This window comes from Stutzerimonas kirkiae (genome assembly GCF_004327335.1).
GTDB classification, from domain to species: domain Bacteria; phylum Pseudomonadota; class Gammaproteobacteria; order Pseudomonadales; family Pseudomonadaceae; genus Stutzerimonas; species Stutzerimonas kirkiae.
Window position 1 is genome coordinate 339,280 of record NZ_QJUO01000001.1, and the last position, 17,523, is coordinate 356,802.

The 17,523-nt window shown below is 64.9% G+C and carries 15 protein-coding genes, 1 tRNA gene and 1 pseudogene; 9 read left to right on the forward strand and 8 right to left on the reverse strand.

All coding sequences use genetic code 11. The annotated features are described in order from the left end of the window. Positions 1-39: 39 nt before the first annotated feature. The 4 genes from DNJ95_RS01495 to DNJ95_RS01510 all read right to left on the reverse strand — a co-directional run bounded on the left by DNJ95_RS01495 (position 40) and on the right by DNJ95_RS01510 (position 4,163). The gene (locus DNJ95_RS01495) at positions 40-1,533 is read right to left on the reverse strand and encodes an aldehyde dehydrogenase (RefSeq protein ID WP_131182957.1); all 1,494 of its coding nucleotides are present in this window, start codon (positions 1,531-1,533) and stop codon (positions 40-42) included. Between the two features lie 805 nt (positions 1,534-2,338). Then, a complete protein-coding gene (rpmG, locus tag DNJ95_RS01500; RefSeq protein WP_014854577.1) occupies positions 2,339-2,494 on the reverse strand; it encodes a 50S ribosomal protein L33 in 156 nt (51 codons plus the stop codon). Positions 2,495-2,505: 11 nt separating this feature from the next. After that, positions 2,506-2,742, reverse strand: a complete 237-nt coding sequence (gene rpmB / locus DNJ95_RS01505; protein ID WP_131182958.1) for a 50S ribosomal protein L28 — start codon at positions 2,740-2,742, stop codon at positions 2,506-2,508. A 230-nt stretch (positions 2,743-2,972) separates the two neighbouring features. Beyond that, complete coding sequence (locus tag DNJ95_RS01510; RefSeq protein ID WP_131182959.1) at positions 2,973-4,163, reverse strand: HDOD domain-containing protein; 1,191 nt, start codon at positions 4,161-4,163, stop codon at positions 2,973-2,975. A 404-nt stretch (positions 4,164-4,567) separates the two neighbouring features. Between DNJ95_RS01510 and DNJ95_RS01515 the strand changes: the two genes are divergently transcribed. The 3 genes from DNJ95_RS01515 (at position 4,568) to DNJ95_RS01525 (ending at position 5,612) form a co-directional block, all read left to right on the forward strand. Beyond that, positions 4,568-4,644, forward strand: a tRNA-Arg gene (locus DNJ95_RS01515). A 163-nt stretch (positions 4,645-4,807) separates the two neighbouring features. Beyond that, the gene (locus DNJ95_RS01520; RefSeq protein WP_131182960.1) at positions 4,808-5,215 is read left to right on the forward strand and encodes an SMI1/KNR4 family protein; all 408 of its coding nucleotides are present in this window, start codon (positions 4,808-4,810) and stop codon (positions 5,213-5,215) included. Positions 5,216-5,237: 22 nt separating this feature from the next. Then, complete coding sequence (locus DNJ95_RS01525) at positions 5,238-5,612, forward strand: DUF3301 domain-containing protein (protein ID WP_131182961.1); 375 nt, start codon at positions 5,238-5,240, stop codon at positions 5,610-5,612. Between the two features lie 7 nt (positions 5,613-5,619). Here DNJ95_RS01525 and DNJ95_RS01530 read toward each other — a convergent pair whose 3' ends face one another. Further along, positions 5,620-6,600, reverse strand: coding sequence for a CobW family GTP-binding protein (locus DNJ95_RS01530; protein WP_131182962.1), 981 nt, complete (start codon positions 6,598-6,600; stop codon positions 5,620-5,622). A gap of 75 nt (positions 6,601-6,675) precedes the next feature. Here DNJ95_RS01530 and DNJ95_RS01535 point away from each other — a divergent pair, with 75 nt between their 5' ends. Both DNJ95_RS01535 and DNJ95_RS01540 read left to right on the forward strand, forming a co-directional pair. After that, a complete protein-coding gene (locus tag DNJ95_RS01535) occupies positions 6,676-7,029 on the forward strand; it encodes an NADH:ubiquinone oxidoreductase (protein ID WP_131182963.1) in 354 nt (117 codons plus the stop codon). Positions 7,030-7,145: 116 nt separating this feature from the next. After that, positions 7,146-7,769 carry a hypothetical protein gene (locus DNJ95_RS01540; protein ID WP_131182964.1) on the forward strand — a complete coding sequence of 208 codons (624 nt, stop codon included), beginning with the start codon at positions 7,146-7,148 and terminating at the stop codon, positions 7,767-7,769. Positions 7,770-7,799: 30 nt separating this feature from the next. On the opposite strand, the gene DNJ95_RS01545 is transcribed toward DNJ95_RS01540, so the two are convergent. Continuing rightward, entirely contained in the window at positions 7,800-8,903 is a 1,104-nt protein-coding gene (locus DNJ95_RS01545) for a TRAP transporter substrate-binding protein (protein WP_131182965.1), read from the reverse strand. 23 nt (positions 8,904-8,926) lie between these two features. Continuing rightward, a complete protein-coding gene (gene uvrD, locus DNJ95_RS01550) occupies positions 8,927-11,134 on the reverse strand; it encodes a DNA helicase II (RefSeq protein ID WP_131182966.1) in 2,208 nt (735 codons plus the stop codon). A gap of 219 nt (positions 11,135-11,353) precedes the next feature. Between uvrD and DNJ95_RS01555 the strand changes: the two are divergent. From DNJ95_RS01555 to xopAW, 4 genes and pseudogenes are all read left to right on the forward strand, one after another. Next, positions 11,354-13,090 (forward strand): annotated as a pseudogene (locus DNJ95_RS01555) (putative bifunctional diguanylate cyclase/phosphodiesterase); the annotation flags it as partial. 231 nt (positions 13,091-13,321) lie between these two features. Next, entirely contained in the window at positions 13,322-14,065 is a 744-nt protein-coding gene (locus DNJ95_RS01560; protein ID WP_242671862.1) for a response regulator, read from the forward strand. Beyond that, positions 14,062-15,126 (forward strand): ATP-binding protein, encoded by a 1,065-nt coding sequence (locus DNJ95_RS01565; protein WP_131182969.1) that lies wholly within the window; start codon positions 14,062-14,064, stop codon positions 15,124-15,126. The genes DNJ95_RS01560 and DNJ95_RS01565 overlap by 4 nt, the downstream gene beginning before the upstream one ends. Positions 15,127-15,235: 109 nt before the next feature. Then, on the forward strand, positions 15,236-15,985 hold the full coding sequence (xopAW, locus tag DNJ95_RS01570) for a XopAW family type III secretion system calcium-binding effector (RefSeq protein WP_165491551.1): 750 nt from the start codon (positions 15,236-15,238) through the stop codon (positions 15,983-15,985). Between the two features lie 68 nt (positions 15,986-16,053). Here xopAW and trhP read toward each other — a convergent pair whose 3' ends face one another. Further along, entirely contained in the window at positions 16,054-17,403 is a 1,350-nt protein-coding gene (gene trhP / locus DNJ95_RS01575; RefSeq protein WP_131182971.1) for a prephenate-dependent tRNA uridine(34) hydroxylase TrhP, read from the reverse strand. Positions 17,404-17,523: the final 120 nt, after the last annotated feature.

Consider the following 17,523-nt stretch of genomic DNA (forward strand, 5'->3'; position numbering starts at 1 on the left):
TGCACAACTCCCGGAGGCTCGGCCTCCAGCGGCTTCCCTCTACAACTTGATCCAGGTCGCCTTCAGCTCGGTGTATTTGTCGAAGGCGTGCAAGGACTTGTCGCGGCCATTGCCCGATTGCTTGAAGCCACCGAACGGCGCGGTCATGTCGCCACCCTCGTACTGGTTGACCCAGATGCTGCCGGCCCGCAGCGCCCTGGCGGTCAACAACGCCTTCGACAGATCGGCCGTCCACACCGCGGCGGCCAGGCCATACTGGGTATCGTTGGCAATGGCGATAGCCTGCTCCGGCGTGTCGAAGCCGATCACCGACAGCACAGGACCGAAAATCTCCTCGCGGGCGATCTTCATCGCATTGTCGACACCATCGAAAATGGTCGGCTCTACATACAGCCCACCGGTTTCCTCCAGGGTCCGCTTGCCACCGAGCAACAGAGTGGCACCTTCGGCGTGGCCGGCCTCGATATAGGACAGCACCGTATCCAGTTGCTGGGTATCGACCAGAGCCCCGATATTGGTCGCGGGGTCCAGCGGATTGCCCGGCTTCCAGGCCTTGAGCGCCTCCACCAGCAGTGGCAGGAAACGCTCGCGGATGGAGCTTTCCACCAGCAAGCGCGAGCCGGCGGTACATACCTCACCCTGGTTGAAGGCAATCGCGCTGGCGGCGGCCTCGGCGGCCTGGTACAGGTCAGGGGCATCGGCGAAGACGATATTCGGGCTCTTGCCACCCGCCTCCAGCCAGACCCGCTTCATGTTCGACTCGCCGGCGTAGATCATCAGTTGCTTGGCCACCCGGGTGGAACCGGTGAATACCAGGGTATCGACATCCATATGCAGGGCCAGGGCCTTGCCTACCGTATGCCCGTAGCCCGGCAATACGTTGAGCACGCCCGCGGGGATGCCGGCCTCGATGGCCAGGCGGGCGATGCGGATGGCAGTCAACGGGGACTTTTCGGACGGTTTGAGGATCACCGAGTTACCGGTGGCCAGCGCCGGGCCAAGCTTCCAGCAGGCCATCATCAACGGGAAATTCCACGGCACGATGGCCGCCACCACGCCGACCGGCTCACGGGTAACAAGCCCCAGTTGGTCATGGGGCGTCGGCGCCACCTCATCGTAGACCTTGTCGATCGCCTCGCCGCTCCAGCGCAGGGCCCGCGCCGCACCCGGGATATCCACCGCCAGGGCATCGCCGATCGGCTTGCCCATGTCCAGGGTTTCCAGCAGCGCCAGCTCCTCGCCGTGCGCCTCCAGCAGATCGGCGAAGCGGATCAGTATCGCCTTGCGTCGGGCCGGCGCCAGGCGCGACCAGAGCCCTGCGGCGAAGACCTCGCGGGCACTGGCCACGGCGTGCTCGGCATCCTGCGCATCGCAACTGGCGACCTGCGCCAGTACACGGCCGTCGATGGGGCTGACGCAGTCGAAACGCCCTCGCGACAGGGCATCGACATATTCGCCCTGAATGAATGCACGTCCCTCTATATCCAGCTCGCGGGCACGTTGCTGCCAATCGGCCAGGGTGAGATCGGTCATGGCGTATCCTCTCTTGTTCAGTGAACAGCTGTTGCCGGTAACACTAAACCAGAGACTGCGCCTTTCCAATCGTTCCTCCCGAAATTCGGGTAGGAGGCGGGATCGCCCCCGCCGTCCTCCCACACCACCGTACGTACGCTTCCGTATACGGCGGTTCCCGCCTACGGATAAACCACCTCAGCGAGCTTGGTTCCGTTGATGTGTCGCCTGTGGTATCCAAGCGCCCAGACCGGCCCTCGGAGTTTCCGACTCCTGCCTCCTGATGGTCTCGACCGCCGCTATTCACGACGTTTCTGCTTTACGCTCCAACAGAGATCACACCTGACTATCCACTCATGGCAGGTTCAGCCCTTCGCTGCTCCGGTTTCGGGCAACTACTACGGCCTCTGCTGACTTCTGTTCGCCCATCCCGTCATCTCGCGATACTGGTAGCACAACAGATCTCCCAGGGTAATTCGCGCGACCTTCCTGCTTATGCCTGTCGGATTTACGTCGCAGCGTTCCGTGCAAGTATTGGGCTTTGGCAATCCTGGCTACCTTACCCCGCTACGCCGCCTCTATCCGCTTCCTGTTCGTCAGGCCAGCATTTTGCCTTCGGCTTCCTTCAGACTCGCAGTCACCCACGACACCCTTGCCGTCCAGCTAACACCTCCCCTTGCCGGGTGTGTAGAGGACTTTCACCTCCAAGTCACCAACGAGGCCACCACAGCCAAGCTGGTTGCGCTCACGCGCAACGCGCCATGCCTGGCGCACAACGAAAAAACCCGCCACGAGGGCGGGTCCTTCATCAAGGGCCGAAAACCAATTACTTGATTTTCGCTTCCTTGTAGATCACATGCTTGCGCACGACTGGATCGTACTTCTTGATTTCGATCTTGTCGGGCGTAGTACGCTTGTTCTTGTCGGTGGTGTAGAAGTGGCCGGTACCGGCGCTGGACACCAAACGGATCAGATCACGCATGATAAATCTCCTTAAACCTTCTCGCCGCGGGCGCGGATTTCAGCCAGAACGGCGTCGATGCCACGCTTGTCGATGACGCGCATGCCCTTTGCGCTCAGGCGCAGGCGGACGAAGCGGTTCTCGGACTCGACCCAGAAGCGGTGATGCTGCAGGTTCGGCAGGAAACGACGACGGGTTTTGTTGTTCGCGTGGGAAATGTTGTTCCCGGTTACCGGACCCTTACCGGTAACTTGACAGACTCTCGACATGCCTCAGCCCTCTAAACCACATGCACAACCCGGCATGGGTTGGCCGCTTGAATTCGCTTGAAGATTGGCGTTTTACGCCATGTTTCGTGGGGGTCTTACCGGCTCATGCGACGAGCGGGAAACCGGGCCCCCAGAACAGAGCGGCGTTTTATACCAGAAAGCCCCGCCCCCAACAAGAACAAATTCAAGTTCCTCACGCCATCCAGCGGCGCGCAAGCCCCTGCAATCGCTCAGCCCAACGGTACGCGCTGCAACAGCGAAACGTCGACACGCAACAGCCGCACCACCCGTTCGTCCGCCAGGGATAACGGCGACTCGCCAGCCGGCAGCGCCAGCAGCAGCCCGGCCAGGTTGAGCACCAGCGCCTCGCGGGAGAACACGCCGGCCCCCAGGGAATAATAGGATGCGATCACCTGGCGCAACCCCAATGGCAAGCGCCACTGGGCCCGCAAGGCCGAGCCAAAACCGGCGGCACGCTCGCGCAACGCCTGCTGTATCTCTTCTTCCTGCAGAACCTGGCCGCTGTCCAGCCAATCCTGCAGGCTGCGCAACAATGCAAGTTCGCCGATATTCTGCAACAGCCCGGCGGTATAGCACAGCTCCGCATCCAGCTTCAGTTGGCGCGCCAGCCAGAACGCCAGGTCGGCGACCCGCTGCGCCTGCTCGCAGAGCGCCTGGGACTGGGCCGCCAGGCGCTCGTCCCGCAGCCGCGCATTTCGTTGCAAGGCCGTTTCCAGGGCGAGGTTGAGCGAGCGCCTGATCCCCAGCCGCGCCAATGCCTGGGACAGCGTCTGGCAGGGCGCGCCCTGGTGTTGCGCCGCACTGTTGGCCTGGCTGATCAGCCGCGCGGTAATCTGCGGATCGCGCCTGAACACCGCCTCCAGGTCGCCCAGGCTCTGCTCCGTGGCCTTCAGGCAACGCTCCAGCACTTCATGCACCGCCTGCATCATGGGCGCGCCACGGGCGCTCTTGCGCATACGCTCGAGAAACTCGGGCAAGCCCCCGGAGGTTATCGCCGGGTGCATCTTTTGCTGGGCGGCGGAGCGAGGCAGCAGGTTGTCCAGGCGCTGTCGCAGGTTATCCAGGTCGACCGGCTTGGCCAGATAGGCCGTGGGCGCCAGGGGCAGGACCGTACGGATATGCTCGGCGGATGTGCGCTCGCTGATGATGATACAGGCCAGCCGCTGGGTCGGCCCATGGCGGCGCAACTGCCGCAGCAGGCCGGGACCATCCAGGCCATTCAGCTCACCATCGGCAATCAGCAGTGTCGGCACATGCCGCTTGCAGGCCTTCAGCGCCCCCAGCCCATCGTTGACCTGCACGGCCCGCATGCCGGGCCGCAGTTCCTGCACCAGTTGGCACAGCCTGTCGGCCCGCCAGGGCTCGTTGAAAGCAATCAGGACATAGGATGAAATCGGCAAGGCGCACTCGCAGTGTTGTTGATCGTCTTACTCGGGCATTATCGACCAGGTTCGCCGGAAAGCGCGCGCCTTTAATCATTGGATACTGCAAATTCCCGGGCGCGGGCATGCGCTCCCAGTGTAATCCTCGCTGCCATGCAGTACCGCCGCATACTTCTTTCGAAACCGGGGCCGATACAGAGGTTCCCGGTATGCCAGGGCAATCGCGCTATGCCGTTATTCACGGGCAAGCTCCTTCGATAAAGGCGCTGGGCTGGAAGCTGGACGAAAAACACCGGCTGCAACGCCCTTTCATCCTGCCTCCAGCCTTCCAGCGCTGTTTCCGGCTCCGTTGCCGCGTATAGCGCGATACGCATCCCCAATGGACGCCCTCGAACGAGATGCGTATGATTGCGCCCCGCAACGCACTCGTAGCTCAGCTGGATAGAGTACTGCCCTCCGAAGGCAGGGGTCGTGGGTTCGAATCCCGCCGAGTGCGCCAGATATAGCCATATCGGTTTCGGGCTGCCCGCCGTAGTCCATGAAACGTCCCGAAGCCCGCCCCGCGCGGGCTTTTCTTTGCGCGTCGCATGGTGCTCGGGAATCTTTCCAAATCACGTTCTACGCTGCAGGCTGGATAAAATCATTGTCTGGGAGGATATGCCGTGGAAGAAGTCATCGAGCAATTGCGCAGTCTCAACGAACCGGTACCCGTGCCGCTGGAGTTGCCGGACGATGAGCTGCTGGTGGAGATCGAGGAGCAGTTGCTGATCAACCTGCCCTTCGAACTGCGGGAATTCCTGCTGCAGGTCAGCGATGTCGTGTATGGCCGGTTGGAGCCGGTGACAGCGACCGATCCGCAGTCCCATACCTTCCTGCCAGAGGTGGCCGCCAATGCCTGGGACGATGGCGTACCCCGCGATCTGCTACCGATCTGCCAGGATGGGCACGATTATTATGTGGTCGACCTGGAAGGCCAGGTGACATTGTGGGATGGTGCCAGTGGTGAACTGACCGACGAGACATGGGATTCGGTCTGGCACTGGGCCAGGGATGTCTGGCTGGAAAGCTGAACCTACGGCCAAGGTCCATTGCATGCTGACGCTGGAAAATTTGTTCATCTTCATGCTGCTCGGCGGCGTTGCCGCCTGGCTGTGGCACTCCCACGGCATCCGCGAGCGCGCGCTGGCGGCGGTACGCCAGTACTGCAAGCGCCAGGATGTCGAGTGGCTGGACGAGAACGTGGCCTTCCGCCGCCTTGCGTTCGTGCGCGACCGCAAGGGCCGGCGGCGCCTGGCGCGCATCTACGGTTTCGAGTTCACCGTCACCGGCGAACAGCGCCACCAGGGCAGCGTCACCATGTTCGGCCCGCACCCGGGCCATATCGAACTCGAACCCCACCCGTTCGACGCCGGGCCGCAACCGCCGAATGTCATTCAACTGGACGAACGGCGCCGCCCGCGGGATTGAGCGCCGCTCATGGCCCGGCAGCCACTATCCTGCAGCCCGCAAGCTCACGCTCCAGCGCCGCGACATCCTGTGGACGGGCGAAGATCAATTCGAGCCGGGAATCCTTGCGCCACTCCGTGGCCCGCCAGTGCAGGGCCTCGCCCTCGAGGGCATTCGCCGACTGCCAGTGATCGTGCCCCCGCATGACCAGCTTGGCCCGTCGCCAGCCCAGCCCGGCCAGCCAGCCCTGCACCCTGGCCAGGTCGAAGCGCTGGCTCGGGTGCCAACGCCAGCCGATGCTCCAGCCCTCATCCTGCACCTGGTGCTGGCAGATCGGCTGGGCCAGGTCCAGCCACAGGCTTGCCAATGGCAACGGCCCCGCGCCCACTGCGGGTAACGACGGCGAGCGCTCTACCGCCCGGCAGGCAATGCCAGGCAAGCGTTCGAGGGCCAGTTCGCCATGGCGCACCCAGGCGATCGGCAGTGCCGGCAACCGATCGGCGAGCAACGCACGCCGAGGCTCCGTCAGATGCTCGCATTTGTTCAGCACCAGTAGCCCCGTTCGCACCAGCAACGCCTCCGGATACGCTGGCAACCCATGCCCCCCGGCCAGGGCGGCCGCATCCAGCACCAGCACGCAGGGTTGCAGGGCCAGCACCTCATGCCAGGGCTGACCGGCCAGTTGCCCCAGCAGTTCGTGCGGATGGCCCAGCCCGGATGGCTCGATGAACAGGCGATCCGGCCGGGCCTTGCGCAGCAAGCGATTCAGCCCCACCTGGAACGGCACGCCATTGACGCAGCACAGGCAGCCGCCGGCCACCTCGGCGAAGCTCACGTCATCCGCCGTTCCGCTCAGCAGCGCGGCATCCAGGCCAACGAGGCCGAATTCATTGATCAGGATCGCCCAACGCTCACCTGCCGGCTTCTGCGCCAACAGGGCACGCAGCAGGCTGGTCTTGCCAGCCCCGAGCGGGCCGGCGATCAGGTGGGTGGGAATCGCGCTCAGCATGGCAGGCCCCTATACGAAAATCGCCTGGAAGAATGCCATAATCCCGGCCTTAATCCCCTACCCGACGAGGCTGCCATGCGCCTGTTGACCCTGATCCTGTTACTGGCGGCCTCCGGCCAGGCCCTGGCCGAAGCCTGCCTGATCGTCCCCCAGGAGGCATCGGCGAATATGAGCGTCTGCCAGCAGAACCGCAGCATCCCGCCGCACATATTCCGCGCCGGCTTCTGCCAGCCACGGATCAACGGGCGCAAGGCCACGATCAGCTTCACCGAGCAGTGCCCGGGCGGCGCCATCGCCACCTGCCGGAATGCCCAGACGCCCGGCACGCTGTACCGCCAGGACATTCTCTACTATGGCTCGCAGCATGCGCTGGCGGCGCTCAGGAACACCTGCGAGCGGCGCAACAACGGTGTCTGGCTGGGCCGTTGAACGGTCCGTGGCAAATTGAATACCGGTCAAGGGTGCGGGTTTTCGCAGGCTCATCCGTCTCTATATATGAGAACGCGTTTCTCGCCCCTGGAAACCAACCGACGAGGTATTAGCAAATGACGCCGTTCAATAGCCTGCGCACCACCCTGGGCCTGGGTACTCTGTTCGCCTTGCCCATGGCGCAAGCCGACTACCTGTGGATCGAGCGTAGCGCCGGGCAACCCGCGAAGGCCTATCTCAGCGAATTCCAGCCTGGCGAGCATCTCGACCTGGGCAAGCTGCGGGAGCCAGCCGTGCGGCTGGCCGAGGGCAAGGGCGAAGCACCCCGCGTCGAAGCGAACGGCTACCTGATCAGCGCCCCGGTAGCCGGCGACCTGCGCCTGCAGGCCAAGCTGCCCGAAGGCGGGAAGCTGGTGATCTACGAAGCCAAGGAAGGGCGCGGTGAAACCAAGGCGGTCAACGACCTGGAACTGGTGCCGACCACGCCGGGCGGCAACACCTTCAAGCTGCACTGGAAGGGCAGCGTGGTTTCCGCCTCGCAGGTCAACGTCTATACCTCGGAACAGTGGAACCGCACGCTCAAGCCCGCCGAAGACGGCAGTGTCACCCTCGACCCGGTCTTCCCCGCACGCTATGTGCTGGAAGTGACCGCCGAGGTCAACGGCGCGGCCACGGTGGAAGGCAAGCGCTATGAGAGCGTGGTGCACGTCGCCACGCTGTCCTTCGACGTGCCCCGCTGATAGCCCTGTCGGCGGGCCAGCACCCGCCGCTCAGCGCCAGTTGTAGAGTTCCTTCTCCGACAGCTCGTGCATGGCCGCCGCCCGCTGCTGGAAGGCCCGCATCGACTGCCAGATACGCCCGTTCAACTCGCCCTGCGCCGCCAGTTCATCGAGCACCTGCGCCGACTCGCGCTGCATCGCCTGCAGCACCTCGTCGGGGAAGCGCTTCAGCTCCACGCCCTGCTCCTGCAACTGCTGCAGCGCCAGGGCATTGTGGTAGACGTAATCGTCGAGCATGTCCTGGTTGGCGGCGCGTACGGCCTCGGAGAGGATCGCCTGCAGGTCCTCGGGCAGGCTGTCGAAGGCCTGCTGATTGACCAGCAGCTCGATCACCGCCTGCGGCTCCTGCCAGGCCGGGTAATAGTAATAGCGGGCCGCCTTGTGCAGGCCGAAGGCCAGGTCATTGTAGGGGCTGACCCAGTCGGTGGCGTCGATGGCGCCGGTCTGCAGGGCAGTGAACACTTCGCCACCGGGCAGGTTGACGCTGATCGCCCCCAGCCGGCTGAACACTTCCCCGCCCAGGCCGGGGGTACGGATCTTCAGCCCCTGGAGATCCGCCAGGCCATTGATTTCCTTGTTGAACCAGCCACCCATCTGCATGCCGGAATTGCCCGCCGCCATCGGCTTCACGCCGAACGGCGCATAGGCCTCCTGCCACAGCGCCAGGCCATCGCCCTTGCTCAGCCAGGCATTCATTTCCAGGGTGGACAGGCCGAACGGCACGGAAGTGAAGAACTGCGCGGTCGGCACCTTGCCCTTCCAGTAATAGGACGCGCCATGCCCCAATTCCACCGTACCGCGGGACACCGAATCGAAGACTTCCAGTGCCGGCACCAGTTCGCCGGCGGCATAGACCTTGATGGTCAGGCGCCCGCCGCTCATGGCGGTGACGCGCTCGGCCAGGCGCTCGGCGGAAGTGCCGAGGCCAGGGTAGTTCTTCGGCCAGGCGGTGACCATCTTCCAGTGGTAGACCCTGGACGGCTCCGTGGCCGCCGCCCCGGTTTCCGCTGCCACGGCAGCCTTTTCCTTGCAGCCCGACAGCATGAAGGCGGTGCACAGCGCCAGCGCGGCGCCGAACAGGTTACGGCGTTTCATCGACTCTCTTCTCTCTGGGGAAATTACAATGCCTGCAGCTTGGCGTAGCTCAACATCAGCCACTTGCTGCCTTCGCTCTCGAAATTGACCTGTACCCGGGCCTGGGCGCCCGAGCCTTCGAAATTGAGGATGGTGCCCTCGCCGAACAGCGAATGGCTGACCCGCTGGCCAAGACTGAAGGGCGTATCCGGCACGCTGGCGCCAGCGAACAGCGAACTGCCGCTACTGGCGCGGGAGCCGCCATAGGAGCGGCTGACACTGTTGCTCAGGCGCACTTCGCGGATCAGCTCGGGCGGAATCTCGCGGACGAAACGCGACACTTTGTTATAGGTCTCGCTGCCGTACAGGCGTCGGGTTTCGGCGTAGGTGATGGTCAACTGGCGCATCGCCCGGGTGATGCCGACATAGGCCAGGCGCCGCTCCTCCTCCAGCCGTCCCGGCTCCTCCAGGCTCATCTTGTGCGGGAATAGCCCCTCCTCCATGCCGACCAGGAACACCTGCGGGAACTCCAGGCCCTTGGCGCTGTGCAGGGTCATCAGTTGCACGCTGTCCTCGTGCTCGCCGGCCTGCTGCTCGCCGGCCTCCAGCGAGGCGTGGTCGAGGAAGGCCGCCAGCGGTGTCTGTGGCTCGCCCTCGCCGCCCTCCTCGCTCTCGTCGCTGTAGTTGTCGAAGGCGCGGGCGGCGGACACCAGTTCCTCGAGGTTTTCCACCCGCGCCTGGGCCTTCTCGCCCTTCTCGTCGCGGTGGTAGGCCAGCAGGCCGGACTGCTCGATGACCCGCTGCGCCATGCTGTGCAGTTGCAGGCCCTCGACCTGCAGGGCCAGGCTGTCGATCAGCTCGACGAAGGCATTCAGCGCACCGGCGGCACGCCCGGAAACGCGCTTGAGGCCGACCGCCTGGTGCAGCGCGGTCCACAGCGAAACCTCTTCATCGCGCGCCATCTGCCGCAGCGCCTCGACGGTCTTCTCGCCGATGCCGCGCGCCGGCACGTTGATCACCCGCTCCAGCGCCGCATCGTTGTGGCGGGTCTGGATCAACCGCAGGTAGGCCATGGCGTTCTTGATCTCGGCGCGCTCGAAGAAGCGCTGGCCGCCATAGATGCGATAGGGAATGCGCTCGCGCAGCAAGGCTTCCTCCAGCACCCGCGACTGGGCGTTGGAGCGGTAGAGTATAGCGATCTCGCTGCGCGACAGGCCGGTCTTCAGTGCCGACTCGATGCTCTCGACCACATAGCGCGCTTCGTCGTGCTCGTTGAAGGCGGCGTACAGGCTGAGCGGCTCGCCCTCGTCGCCGTCGGTCCACAGCTCCTTGCCCAGGCGCCCCTGGTTGTTGGCGATCAATGCGTTGGCCGCCTTGAGGATGCCAGCGGTGGAACGGTAGTTCTGCTCCAGGCGGATGGTCCGGGCATCGCTGAAATCGGCGCTGAACTGGTGCAGGTTCTCCACCCGCGCGCCGCGCCAGCCGTAGATCGACTGGTCGTCGTCGCCCACTACCATCAGGCTGTCGCCGCCTGCGGCAAGAAACCGCAGCCAGGCGTACTGCACGGCGTTGGTGTCCTGGAACTCGTCCACTAGCATATGCCGGAAGCGCCGCTGATAATGCGCCAGCAAGCCTGGGTGGTCGCGCCACAGTTCCAGCGCGCGCAGCAGCAGCTCGGAGAAGTCGATCACCCCGGCGCGCGCGCAGGCGGCTTCATAGGCTTCGTAGATCGAACGCATGGTGGCCAGGAACAGGTCGCCACTGGCCTGGATGTTCTGCGGCCGGTGGCCTTCGTCCTTCTGCCCGTTGATGAACCACTGGGCCTGGCGCGCCGGCCACTTGTTGTCGTCCAGCCCCAGCTCGCGGATCACTCGCTTGACCAGGCGTTGCTGGTCGTCGGAATCGAGGATCTGGAAATTCTGCGCCAGCCCCGCCTCCTGCCAGTGCGCCCGCAGCAGGCGGTGCGCCAGGCCGTGGAAGGTGCCGACCCACATGCGTTGCGGGTTGACCTGCAGCAGTTGCTCCAGGCGCTGGCGCATCTCGGCGGCGGCCTTGTTGGTGAAGGTGACCGCCAGGATCGAGTGCAGCGAAGCCTGTTCGACCTGGTGCAGCCAGGCGATACGGTGCACCAGCACACGGGTCTTGCCGGAGCCGGCGCCGGCCAGCACCAGTTGCCGCCCGAGCGGCGCGGTGACCGCCTGGCGCTGGGCATCGTTGAGGGAGTTCAGGAGGTGGGATATGTCATCGTGCATCGCGGCATTCTAGCCGCAAATGCCTGAATCTGTCCGTTACGCGAAACAGCGCTACCCCTGGACCATGGGATACCCGCCCAACGGTGAGTTGACAGCGGTGGCTCGGTCAGCCAGTTTCCCCTTTCCAGAAGACTTCACCAATCGCCCCTCGACCCGAACGCCGGATAAGTACAAGAAAAGACGATGACTGATCAAGCCCGCTCCCCGCATACACCAGACCGTGTCGGCCAGGAAGATGCCGACACGAGCGCAGCGCGGGACAAAGGGAAGGATTCGCAGAGCGAACGTACACGCCTGGCGGCGGCGGCTTTCGAGGTTGCCGCCGAAGGCATCCTGATTCTCGACGCAAGCTACCGGGTACTGGAGCTCAACGAGGCCTTCTGCCGGCTTTCGGGCTACTCGCGGCAGGACATCGTTGGCCGGGACATCATGGAACTGACCTCCTCGCCCGATCTGCGCGAGCAGTTCCTGACCATCCACGAAGCGCTGCAACAGGAAGGCTGCTGGCAGGGCGAACTGGTCGAGTCGCGCAAGGACGGCCAGCTCTATCCCCAGTGGGTGCGCTTGCGCGTGGCCCGCGACGAGCGCGGCGAGATCACCAACATCATCGCCTTCGTCTCCGATGTCAGCCAGCGCCGCCAGGTCGAAGAGCGCCTGCGCTACCTGACCCATTACGATGAACTGACCGGCCTGGCCAATCGCCGGCAGTTGCAGGAGCAGTTGCAGGAGGCCTGCCAGCATATCCGCCCCGGCAGCAGCCTGACGTTGCTGTATATCGACCTGGACCGTTTCAAGATCCTCAATGACAGCCTTGGCCACGAAGTCGCGGACCGCCTGCTGTACCAGATATCGCGCCGCCTGATGCACACCCTGCCCAACGCGGAGGCCATCGCCCGCCTGTCGGGCGACGAGTTCGCCATTCTGCTCGATACCCACCAGAGCCTGTCGAGCCTGAGCCAGATCGGCAGAAAACTGCTGTCGAAGATCCGCAAGCCGATCCTCATCGAGAACCGCGAGCTGGTGATCAGCGCCTCCATCGGCATCAGCCTGATGCCCGAGCATGCCCGCGACCCTTCCGACCTGCTGCGCCGGGCGAATATCGCCATGCAACAGGCCAAGCACCTGGGCGGCAACACCCTGCAATTCTTCACCGACGGCCTGCGCACCTCCAGCCTGGAAAAGCTGCAGATGGAGCACGAGTTGCGCAAGGCCCTCAGCAGCGGGCAGTTGGAAGTCTTCTACCAACCCCGCCTGGACCTGCACAGCAAACGCATCGAAGCGGTCGAGGCCCTGGTGCGCTGGCGACATCCCGAGCACGGCCTGATCGCCCCAGGGCAGTTCATTGACCTGGCCGAGGAAACCGGGCTGATCATTCCACTGGGCGAGCAGGTGCTGCGCCAGGCCTGCCAGCAGACGCACCAGTGGCGACAAGCGGGCGAGGCCGACCTGCGTGTTTCGGTCAACCTGTCAGTCAAGCAGTTGCGCCAGGGGAACTTCGTCAGCCTGGTACGCCAGGTGCTCGAAGAAACCGGGCTGGCCCCCGAACGCCTGGAGCTGGAACTGACCGAAAGCCAGTTGCTGGACGACATCGACAACGCCATCAACATCTGCCGCCAGTTGCGTGCCCTCGGCGTGCAACTGGCCATCGACGACTTCGGCACCGGCTACTCCTCCCTGAGCTACCTGAAGCGCTTCCCGGTCAACTACGTCAAGATCGACCGCTCGTTCATCAGCGAACTCGACCTCACCGACGAAGGTGCCGCCATCGCCCGGGCGATCATCGCCATGGTCCATGCACTGGGACTCAAGGCCGTCGCCGAAGGCGTCGAGATCCAGGCCCAGATGGATTTCCTCGCCGCGCAGGGCTGCGACGAGGTGCAGGGCTACCTGCTGTGCAAACCCGTGGAAGCGGCGCGACTCCTGGAATTCATCAGGGCCCATGGTCTGTTGCCATAGGCGCGGGCTCGCCCGCGAAGTGCCTGCCGGCAAGGCTATTCGCGGCCAAGGCCGCTCCTACGGATGTGCGGCGGCCCTCCGGCACCTGATGCTCGGAATGCCAACGGCCCGGCTTTGTGTCGGTTAGGATACATAGCCGACATGCTCCGGATACCCGCAGCACCGAGCATGAGACCCGGTAGCCGGGACGACACCCTATCCTCCACCCTTCGCAAATGGAGCCTGCCTCCAGTGCATGCCTCTTCCGCCCTTGAGCCGCGCCCACGCACGACCCGCGCCCTGATCGTCGATGACAACCAGGAGCTGCGGGGACTGCTCGGCGACTACCTGATCCGCTTCAACATCGACAGCGAAGCCGTCGGCGATGGCACGGGCATGCGCCGCGCCATGGCCCAGGCGCACTTCGACGTGATCATCCTCGACCTCATGCTGCCCGGCGAAGACGGCCTGTGCCTGTGCCGTGAACTGCGCGCCAGCTCGGCGATCCCGATCCTGATGCTCACCGCTCGCTGCGAGCCTACCGACCGTATCATCGGCCTGGAACTGGGTGCCGACGACTACATGGCCAAGCCCTTCGAGCCGCGCGAACTGGTGGCCCGCATCCAGAGCATCCTGCGGCGGGTGCGCGATGGCCGCGAGGGCGGACGCGACGAACCGCCGAGCCTGCTGCATTTCTCCGGCTGGACGTTGCACTGCGCACTGCGCCAATTACAATCGGCCAGCGGTCTGCTGGTGCCATTGTCGAACGCGGAGTTCCGCCTGCTCTGGGCCTTCATCGAGCGACCACGCCGGGTACTCAGCCGCGAGTTGCTGCTCGATGCCGCGCGCGGGCGCTCCATCGAGGCCTTCGATCGCAGTATCGACCTGCTCGTCTCCCGCCTGCGGCAGAAGCTCGACGACAACCCGCGCAACCCATCGCTGATCAAGACGGTGCGTGGCGAAGGCTATCTGTTCGACGTTGCCGAGATCCACTGATGCATCGCGCCGACAGCCTGTTCGCCCGCCTGCTCGGCGTGTTCCTGGCCGCCATCCTGCTCGCTCACGCCCTGGCCTTCGCCTGGTTCAGCCACTATGGGGAGCACCCGCCGCCCGCGGAGCAACATGCTCACGGCCCCGGCCTGCCGCCGCCAGAGGCGTATGGCGAGGATATGCCGCCCATGCCGCCACCGGAGGCCCCCACACACGGCCTCGAGATCGATGGCCCGCTGATCGTGCTCGGCTTCCAGTTGCTCACCCTGCTGGCCGCCGCCTGGTACGGCGCGCGCCTGCTCAGCCGGCCGATCCGGCGCCTGGCCGAGGCCGCCGAGCAACTGGCCGAGGACCTCGACAGCCCACCCATGGCCGAAACCGGTCCACGCGAGACGCGCCTGGCCGCCCGCGCCTTCAACCGCATGCAGCAGCGCATCCGCGGCCAGGTGCAGCAGCGTACGCGTATGCTGGCAGCGGTGTCGCACGACCTGCGTACGCCGCTGGCGCGCCTCAAGCTGCGCCTGGAACAGATTCCCGACCAGCCGCTGCGCGAGCGCATGGACCACGACCTGGGCGAGATGATCGCCATGTTCGACGCGACCCTGCGCTACCTGCACGAGCAGCGCGACAGTGAAACGCCGCAGCGCCTGGACCTGCAGGCACTGGTCGAATCCATGGCGGAGGACGCCCAGGAACACGATGCCGATGTCAGCGTGCGTGGGCAGTGCGGGCCGCTGATGGCACAACCGCTGGCATTGCGCTCCTGCGTCGGCAACCTGCTGGGGAATGCCCTGCGCTATGCCGGACATGCCGAGATCGCGCTGTGCGACAGCCGGGAGGCGGTCGAAATACGGGTCATCGACCATGGCCCGGGCATCGACAAGGCCCAGCATGAGGCGGTATTCGAAGCCTTCTTCCGCCTCGAGGGCTCGCGCAACCGCAGCTCCGGCGGGGTCGGCCTGGGCCTGACCATCGCCCGCGAAGCCGCGCGGCGCCAGGGCGGCGACATCACCCTGGAAGAAACCCCCGGCGGTGGCCTGACCGCCATCCTCCGGCTACCGCGCTGAATCCGGTATCGGCGCCGATACAAAGACCACATACCGGCGACACATGCCCGCCCCATCCTGGCATCACTGGAGAAGTCCCTCCGGCATGCCAGACAGGGGAGTAACACTCATGATCAGTGGCGTCAGTGGATACTCGAGCTATACCTATGCCTCGACGTACGCCAGCACCCAGCGCAGCAGCGCCAGCAATGGCAGCGACAGCGCCGGGGGTGCGAAGGAAATACAGGAAAAGCTGTTCAGCCTGCTGGACAGCGACAGTGACGGCAGCGTCAGCAAGGATGAACTGTCCAGCGCGCTGAGCTCGACCTCGGACAGCGAGGAAAGCACCTCGACCATAGATATCGACGCATTGCTCGGCCAGCTCGATGCCAATGGCGATGGCAGCCTCGACAGCGAGGAAGTCGCCGCCCTGGCGCCGCCGCCACCACCGCCACCTTCCGCGGGCGGCGCCGATACCGAGGAACTGTTCAGCCAACTGGACGCGGACGGCAACGGCAGCATCGACAGCGATGAACTGTCCGCCCTGTTCGGCAGCGGCAGCGGCACTAGCAGCGCATTGCTCGACGAACTGGACAGCGACGGCGACGGCAGCCTCAACCTCGACGAGCTGGGCGCCCTGGCCCCACCACCGCCACCCCCGGCCAGCAGCGGCGACAGCGAGGAGCTGTTCGGCGAGCTGGATGTCAACGCTGATGGCAGTATCGACCAGGACGAATTGAGCAGCCTGTTCGAGGCGACCGCCTCGTCGGCCGGCAGCGCCACGGGAACGGACTTCTCGGCGCTGATCGCCAAGCTGGTCGAACAGTACAGCCTCAGCGCCCGGAACAGCCTCGGCAGCCAACTCAACCTGAGCGCCTGATGCCGGCCGGATGGCCCCCTCAGCGCGAATAACGCTGCGGGCCAAGGCCGCCCCTGTGGGCGCGGCCTTCAACCGCGGGTGGTGGCACCGCCGTCCAGTTCGCGCATCAGCAGGGCGTATTGCAGGTCCACGTGTTCCGGCACCGGCATATACAGGGTATGGCCATCGCCCGGCGCCACCTCGACCCGCTCGCCCTTGCGGTTCTCCAGGGCTTCCAGGCGCAGGTTGAGGTTGCCCTGGGGCGTCATCAGCTCCAGGCGGTCACCCAGCGCGAAACGGTTCTTCACCTTGACCTCGGCCAGGCCGTTGCGGCGCTCGCCGGTCAGTTCGCCGACGAACTGCTGGCGCTCGGACAGCGAGAAGCCGCGCTCGTAGTTCTGGTACTCGTCATGCACATGGCGGCGCAGGAAACCCTCGGTGTAGCCGCGATGGGCCAGGGACTCCAGGGTGTCCATCAGCGACTTGTCGAACGGGCGCCCGGCCAGCGCATCGTCGATGGCCTTGCGGTACACCTGGGCGGTGCGCGCCACATAGTAGTGGGACTTGGTGCGCCCCTCGATCTTCAGCGAATGCACGCCCATCCGCACCAGCCGCTCGACGTGCTGCACCGCGCGCAGGTCCTTGGAGTTCATGATGTAGGTGCCGTGCTCATCCTCGAAGGCGGACATGAACTCGCCGGGGCGGTTCAGTTCCTCCAGCAGCACCACCCGGTCGGTCGGCGCACCGACGCCCAGGGTCGGCTCTACCGGTTGCACCGGGATCGGCTCGTGCACGTGCACGATGTCGCCGACTTCGTTCTCTTGCGCTTCGTGGGTCTTGTACTCCCAACGGCAGGCATTGGTGCAGGTGCCCTGGTTCGGATCGCGCTTGTTGATATAGCCCGACAGCAGGCAGCGCCCGGAGTAGGCCATGCACAGCGCACCATGGACGAAGACTTCCAGCTCCATGCCCGGCACCCGCCCGCGGATCTCGCCGATCTCTTCCAGCGACAATTCGCGGGAGAGGATCGCCCGGGTCAGGCCCTGCTCGTGCCAGAACTTCACGCTGGCCCAGTTGACCGCGTTGGCCTGCACCGAGAGGTGGATGTTCATCTGCGGGAAATGCTGGCGAACCAGCATGATCAGGCCGGGATCGGACATGATCAGCGCATCCGGCCCCATCGCCACCACCGGCTCCAGGTCCTTGATGAAGGTCTTCAGCTTGGCGTTGTGCGGCGCGATATTGACCACCACGTAGAACTGCTTGCCCTGGGCATGGGCCTCGTCGATGCCGAGCTTGAGGTTGGCATGGTCGAACTCGTTGTTGCGCACCCTCAGGCTGTAGCGTGGCTGCCCGGCATACACCGCATCGGCACCATAGGCGAAGGCGTAACGCATGGATTTGAGGGTGCCGGCGGGGGACAAGAGTTCAGTGCGCATGGTCGTAACGGGATCAGGGAAGCGGGAAAGGCCGCGATTCTAGCAGCCTGCGCCTGGCGGGCAACCTCGCCAGGCGCATCGAAACAGCCGCAGACAGCAGGCTTTGTCCTCGTTCGGCCT